General features: G+C 66.6%; 6 protein-coding genes. 1 reads left to right on the plus strand and 5 read right to left on the minus strand.

Going from position 1 to position 6,637, the window contains the following annotated elements; translation table 11 throughout:
- Window positions 1-568: transposase (locus GPT33_RS15695; protein WP_296810668.1), on the plus strand; the 568-nt coding region annotated here is incomplete at its 5' end.
- A gap of 123 nt (window positions 569-691) precedes the next feature.
- Here GPT33_RS15695 and GPT33_RS15700 read toward each other — a convergent pair.
- The 5 genes from GPT33_RS15700 to GPT33_RS15720 all read right to left on the minus strand — a co-directional run bounded on the left by GPT33_RS15700 (window position 692) and on the right by GPT33_RS15720 (window position 6,449).
- Window positions 692-1,231 carry an RES domain-containing protein gene (locus tag GPT33_RS15700; protein ID WP_296810671.1) on the minus strand — a complete coding sequence of 180 codons (540 nt, stop codon included), beginning with the start codon at window positions 1,229-1,231 and terminating at the stop codon, window positions 692-694.
- A complete protein-coding gene (locus GPT33_RS15705) occupies window positions 1,228-1,596 on the minus strand; it encodes an antitoxin Xre/MbcA/ParS toxin-binding domain-containing protein (RefSeq protein WP_296810673.1) in 369 nt (122 codons plus the stop codon). Before GPT33_RS15705 ends, GPT33_RS15700 begins: the two co-directional genes overlap by 4 nt.
- A gap of 166 nt (window positions 1,597-1,762) precedes the next feature.
- Window positions 1,763-4,354 (minus strand): PAS domain S-box protein, encoded by a 2,592-nt coding sequence (locus tag GPT33_RS15710; RefSeq protein WP_296810676.1) that lies wholly within the window; start codon window positions 4,352-4,354, stop codon window positions 1,763-1,765.
- A 246-nt stretch (window positions 4,355-4,600) separates the two neighbouring features.
- Window positions 4,601-5,419 (minus strand): response regulator, encoded by an 819-nt coding sequence (locus tag GPT33_RS15715; protein WP_296810678.1) that lies wholly within the window; start codon window positions 5,417-5,419, stop codon window positions 4,601-4,603.
- A gap of 40 nt (window positions 5,420-5,459) precedes the next feature.
- On the minus strand, window positions 5,460-6,449 hold the full coding sequence (locus tag GPT33_RS15720) for a DMT family transporter (RefSeq protein ID WP_296810679.1): 990 nt from the start codon (window positions 6,447-6,449) through the stop codon (window positions 5,460-5,462).
- Window positions 6,450-6,637 lie beyond the last annotated feature (188 nt).

Raw genomic sequence — 6,637 nt, forward strand, 5'->3', positions numbered from 1 at the left:
AGCGCTCGGGGACGATCAGATCGGCCAGTGGTTTTCCGATCGCCTCTTCGCGGCGATGGGGAAAAGGGGCCAGGCTCACTTTCTACTATGCTTGCGCCCCATGCCCCGCCGCACACGCATCCATATTGACGGCTTGCCGCTGCACATCGTGCAGCGCGGGCACAACCGCGCGGCGTGCTTCTTCGACGACCAAGATCGGCGTGCCTACCTCGGTTGGCTGCACGAGGCACTGGTGCGCGAGCGCTGTCGGATGCACGCCTACGTGCTGATGACCAACCATGTCCATCTGCTGCTGACGCCGCACCCGCTCTACCTCGGACTCGGCGATGACGAGGAGGCGCGCCGTGCCGCCTATCGGGAGCTGTTCGGCGGAGCGCTCGACGACCAACTGCTCGGCGCTCTGCGGCTGGCGCTCAACCAAGACCAGCCCGTCGGCAATGATCGCTTCTATCGGGAGATCGAAGCGATGACCGGCCAGCGCCGGGAATTGCGCAAGCGGGGCAGGCCGCGGAAGCAGGACGAGCCGCTATCGGCCGACGTTGCAGGGCAGGGCGAGTTGCCGTTGTGAATAAACTGACCCTGCTACCCGACGGACCTGGCTCCTTATTCTCTTTTCCTCTTTATTCTTTTCTGGCCCGGCGACGGAAGTGGCGTTGGATGATGTATGCCGGAAAAATGAAGTCTCGCGGGTTCAGACCCAGGAGGCATCGTCCTTCGGCAAGCGTCCAAAATCATCGATGACCAGTGCTTGGCAGGGCGGAACGTCGGACCAAAGCCAGAGGACAAGGTTGCGTTCAGCCCGCGTTGTGCCGGGTGCGAAGCTGGGTACGAGGGCACCATGGCAGCCGGCGGCGATCAATGTCTCGGCGAGCGACCAGGTCGGCGGGATTCGGCCACGCGAGGCCAGGTCCTCCCAAGCACAGGCCAGCGTCGCGTCATCGACTCCGCAGGCGGCGAGTACGGCCGGAGCGGTTAGGTCGATGATCCGCTCGCAGCGCACGCGATAGCCGACCAGGGTCATGGGTTGCGCCTTGAACGGCAGTCCCTGCTGGGCCTCCATCCACGTGGTCTTGGGATCGAGCGAGGTATAGAGAGCCGTGGTTCCTCGCGGGTTGAAGCGACCGCCATGGCGTGCCGCTCCGTCTCCGGAGGTCGGCGCGAAGGCCCAGCGCGGATTGTGGGCGCGATAGACCACACCGACGAAGGAACGCGTCGGCGGCGCCTCCGTCACGCGTAGCCGCCTTCGGCGACTCGCGACAAGTAATCCTTGACGGCCTGCGCGCGGCCATCCTTGACCAGATCCTCGGCGGTTCTGTCGCCGAACGACGGGAGCGGCTGAGAACGAAACCAGGCGAACGCGCGTCCGGTTGAGCCGGTCCAGCTCGTGACCCGATTGATGATCTCCACGGTGTCGCGCAGCCGCGTCTGGGTCTGACGTGCCTCGCGCCGATCACGCTTGGATACCGCGTCACGGGATAATCCGGTCGCCTTGGCCAGCTCGGTCTTGGTGATATGCAGCACGTCGGCCAGTCGATCCGTCGCAATCAGCCCTTGCTCCGTGATGACCTCGGAGAGCAGTTCGGCGGGAACAGACATAAAGCGCCTCATTTAATGAACCTTTCTATGGTCATATTATGAGGCGGATTGTCCGAGACGCAAGGAAAGGCCCAGTGCGGCCTTGCCCGGCCGCACTACCCCCGGTTCCGGGGACGGTTCCGAGCCATAGAAGACGTCTCGCCGCTTGAGGATCGCGCTTCCGGATTCAAGCCAGCAGGTCCCTCAGCAACTCGCCCAGCGCTGCCACGTCCACCGGCTTGCGAACCAAGGAACGAACACCGGCGGCTTCGACCTCTTCGGCATCGAGGGCATCGGCGTTGCCGGTATAGAGGATGATCGGCAGATCGGGGTTGATCGGACGTACCCGTCGAACCAACTCCAGCCCCGTCATCCGCGGCATGGCCTGGTCGGTGATGAGTAGATCGAAGGGTTCCGACGCGGTGGACAGGGCGGCGAGGGCTTCCTCTGCATTCATCGCAAAGACGACGTCGAGGCCGCGATCCTCCAAGAAGTCGAGCATCAGGCCGCCGGCGAGGTCGTCGTCGTCGACGAGGAGGACGCGGCCCTGCAGTCTGACCGGCGCGGTTGTCGGGTCCGGGTTTATCGATCGCGTATCCGGCACCCGGGTGTCGTCCGTCGAGATCGGCGGAAAGAGCACCCGGAAGCGGGTCCCCTCGCCGGGTGTGCTCTCCAAGCACAGATGACCGCCGTATTCGTGTACTACGCCGTGCACGACGGCGAGCCCCATGCCGCTGCCCTGGCCGCTCGGCTTGGTCGTGAAGAAGGGCTCGAACAGCCGATCAAGGTGCATGGGGTCGATCCCGCATCCCGTGTCCTTCACCTGCAGGACCAGAAAGTCGCCCCGGACCTTTTGGCGGCAGGAGGAGCAGACGGTGCCGCCGAGATGCTCGCGGCCGAGGCCGATCTCCAGACGTCCGCTGCCCGACATGGCGTCGCGCGCGTTGATGCAGAGATTGACGAGGATCTGCTCGACCTGGATCGGGTCCAGATTCACCTGGGGCAGGCCGAGCGGCAGATGGGTTTCAATCTCGACCTCGGCGGCGAGGGTTGCGCCCAGGAGGCGCAGCGTCTCGCTTACCAAGGGAGCCAGGTCGAGCGGGCGCGGGTCGCCGCGCCGGCCGCGGCTGAAGGTGAGGAGCTGTTGGATGAGGTCCCGGGCGCGCTGGCTCGCCCGCTGGGCGCGGTCGAGATACCGGTCGAGCTTGGCGTCGCCCCGGTCGCGCGTCAGCTCCTGGGCCAGGGTCACATAGCCCATGGCGCCGGTCAGGATGTTGTTGAAGTCGTGGGCGATGCCGCCGGCGAGGTGGCCGATCGCTTCCATCTTCTGGGCCTGGCGCAGCTGTGCCTCGAGTCGGGCGTGTTCCTCCTCGGCGAGCTTGCGCTCGGTGATGTCGCGCAGATAGCCGACGAAGAAATCGCCTTCCGGTCCTTGCGCCCGGTCGATGGCAAGCTCGACGGGCAGCTCGCTGCCGTCGGCGCGACAGGCGATGACCTCTACGCGCCGCCCCAGCATGGGGCCATGGCCGTCCTGGCGATAGCGCTCCATCCCCGCGCGGTGGGCGTCGCGAAAGCGCTCGGGGACGATCAGATCGGCCAGCGGTCTTCCGATCGCCTCTGCGCGGCGATAGCCGAAGGTCTGCTCCGCGGCCGGATTGAAGGCGATGACCTTGCCGGCACCGTCCATGCCGATGACAGCGTCGAGCGCGGCCTCGACCGTGGCCCTCAAGGTCTCTTCGATGCGCTTGCGTTCGGTGATCTCGCGGGTGATGGCGACCAGTCGATCGATGCCGCCGAGTGTGGCGCGTTTGAGGGTCACCTCGTCCCAATGCAGGCTGCCGTCCTTGTTGCGACGGTGCCATTCGAAGCGCTGCGGCTCGCCGGCGCTTGCCAACCCGATCCAGCGGGCGGCACCGGTGTGATCGTAGGGCGGGATGCCGGACGAGAGCTGCGCGGGATTGAGCCGGAGCATCTCCTCGTGCGAATAGCCGTAGATGCGGCAGGCCGCCGGGTTGGCATCGCAGATCGCCCCGGTGGCAAGGTCGTGAACGAAGATGGCGTCCTCCGCGGCCTCGAAGATGGCGCGATAGCTCGCCTCCGAGCGCTGTCGATCGAGCTCGGCCGCGGCCCGGACCGAGTAGATCTGCAGGACTGCCTCGATCAGCCCGGGGTCGGTCAAGGGTTTCCGATGCAGGAGTGCGACCAGACCGATGGGGCGCTTGGCCGAGTCCAGGAGGGGATAGCCCGCGTAGGCGACGGCGCCGAGGTCGCTCAGCATGGTGTCGCCCGGGAAATGCCGCGAGAGATCCGCCCCGACGAACTGGAAGCCCTCGTCCAGCACCCGTCGGCAGGGTGTGCCGGCCAGCCCGTATTCCAGGTTGGGCATGGGCTGTCCCCGATCGCTGACCGCACGGGTGCCGACATGGGTGTCGCAGCCGGCCGGCAGCTCGCTGATGAAGGCCATGTCGACCCCGAGGGTCTTGGTCAGCGAATCGACGATGGTCTGGAAGAGTGTCTCGCCACTGGCTGCGCAGACCCCGAGGGCGACATGCCGGAGGGCCTGCTCGATCCGCTCGCGGGTGTGTCGGTCCGTGAGGTCCGACGCGGGCGGTGGCTCGGGTGCTGGCTCGGACTCTGGCTCGGACTCTGGCCCGCACTCTGGCCCGCACTCTGGCGCGGAACCTGACCCGGACAGACGGAGCGAATAGGCGAGTGTCGATTGCCCGTCGTGCTCCTCGCGCGAGTGGTCGGATGCCTGATCGATATCGTGTGCCCGCATGGTTGAGCGACTCCGGTTCCGGATGGGATCGGATCTCTTGCGCGGAGTCTAGCACCGGACAAACGGGATCAACGGCAGCTTCACAAAGGGGCGACAAAGGATACAAAACTGAAACACACCGCCTAAACCGCGCCCGATGCGGTATGCGTCGTTTGTTGGATTGGCTTGGCCGTGCCAGCTCCGACACCTGTCGGAGCCGGCGCGGTTTAAAGTAATGAAAAACCTTAATCGTTGTCGACACCCGGTTCAGGCGGGTTTGGCGGGGACGAACATATACCCGTGACCCCGGACCGTGCGGATGAGCGCCGGATGCTCGGGGTCGAGCTCGATCTTGCGCCGCAGGCGGGCGATGCGGATGTCGATGCTGCGGTCGTAGGGGTTCCAATCGCGATTCTGAGTGATGGAGAGGATCTGGTCGCGGGTCAGCGGACGGTTCGGACGCTCGACGAACATCTTGAGCAGCTCGAACTCCATCGAGGTCAAGGGCAGCTCGGCGCCGTCCAGATCGAAGAGCTGTCGGGTATCGAGATCGAGCCGGCAGCGTCCCAAGGCGATGCGTCGCGTCTCGCCCTCGGCGGGGAGCGTCGCATCGGCGGACCGGTGTGCGGTTCGCCGATACCGACGACAGATCCCTTTCAGCCTGGCCTTCAGCTCGCGTAGATCGAACGGTTTGGCAAGATAGTCGTCCGCGCCGACCTCGAGACCCACGATCCGGTCCAGGGTCTCTCCCGCGCCCGAGACCATGATGATGCCGATGTCCAGGCGTTCCCGGATGAAGCGGGCGAGGGTGAGCCCGTCCTCGCCCGGCAGCCCCACGTCCAGGAGGACGACCTCGGGCGCGTGCGTCTCGAGCAATCCGCGGGCGGTGCCCGCATCCGGCGCGCACAGGACCCGGTAGCCCTGTCCCGAGAGATAGTCCTCGATCAGGTCGCGCACCTCCGGGTCATCGTCGACCACGAGCACGACCGGGGATTCAAGCGCTGTGTCGTTCATCGGGTTGCCCCGCGGGTTGTCGGCGATCGGCGGTCGGTCGTCTGCCCGCGGGCAGGACGACTCCGCGCTCATCAAGGACTCCAAGTCCGCTTGCGTGAGGAAAGTATAGCAGTCAACCAATCGGCTCCGGTCGGAGTGGCGGCGTGGACGAAGGGCGAGTCGGCAGACGCCGAGGGCTCGCGCGTTCGCCGTTCGGACCCTGCCGGGGTGCCGGTTCGCGACCCAGGTGAATCGGGGCCGGCGAGCGCGCCGCGCCCTGCTGACGGAAGACCAGTGCCAGGCCGCCGAGTACGGCGGCCGAGGATCCGATGAGCCTCGCGGTGACGGCCTCCGCGAAGAGGAACGCCCCGCCGGTCGCGGCCAGCACCGAGATCGAAAGCTGAACGGTCGCGGCGGTCGTCGCGGTCAGTCCGGGCAAGGCGTGATACCAGATCACATAGCCGAGTGCCGAGGCGACCGCGCCGGAGACGAGCGCCAACCCGACACCGGTGACCGAGAGGTGCACGTCACCCAAGAAGGGAAGACCGGCCAGCGCGGCGAGCGGCAAGGCCAGAACGAAGCTCGTGGCCGTCGCACGTAGGGGATCGGTGTTGCCGCGCCCGCGCAGTGAGTAGACCCCCCAGGCGATGCCGGCGGTCGTCATCGAGAGCGCACTGCCGAGCGGGGGCGCCGATGCCCCGGGTGCGACCAGCAGGACGAGCCCGGTCGCCGCAAGCCCGAGTCCGATCCAGCCCGCGGGCCGAAGCCGCTCGCCCGAGCGCAGGCCGGCGATCAGCATCGTCATTTGGATCGAGCCCGCCAGGATCAGTGCACCAGTCCCGGCCCCGAGTGCGAGGTAGGCGAAGGAGAAGCAGATCATGTAGACCGACATGGCGACGGGCGCGATCCAGTCGGGCCGAGCGGTCGTCGTTACACGTCTCGCCAGGACCACCAAGGGCAGAAGAACGAGCGCGCCCGAGCCGAGCCGAATCAGCGTGAAGCTCGCCGCGTCGATCATGCCCTCGCCTAGGGCCATGCGGCAGAGCAGCGCGTTGGTGGCGAAGGCGATCATCGCCAGGGCCGTCAGGACAATGGTCTTGGGGGTCGGTGAGGTCGGGTGCATGAGTCGATCTCCGGGGGCAGATACGGATCGATGGCGCGGACAAGCACGCCGCGTCGGGTCCGACCGAGGTCGTAACCGCCGACGCCGCGGTGCGTGTCTTCAGTGGATGGAGCGGCTCGAACCGCCGAAAGGGATCGGGCGAGCGTCGTGGAGGAGTCGTGCATCGGCCCGACACTCCGGGCAGTAGA

Source organism: Thiocapsa sp., from assembly GCF_011390875.1.
In the GTDB taxonomy this organism is placed as follows: Bacteria; Pseudomonadota; Gammaproteobacteria; order Chromatiales; family Chromatiaceae; genus Thiocapsa.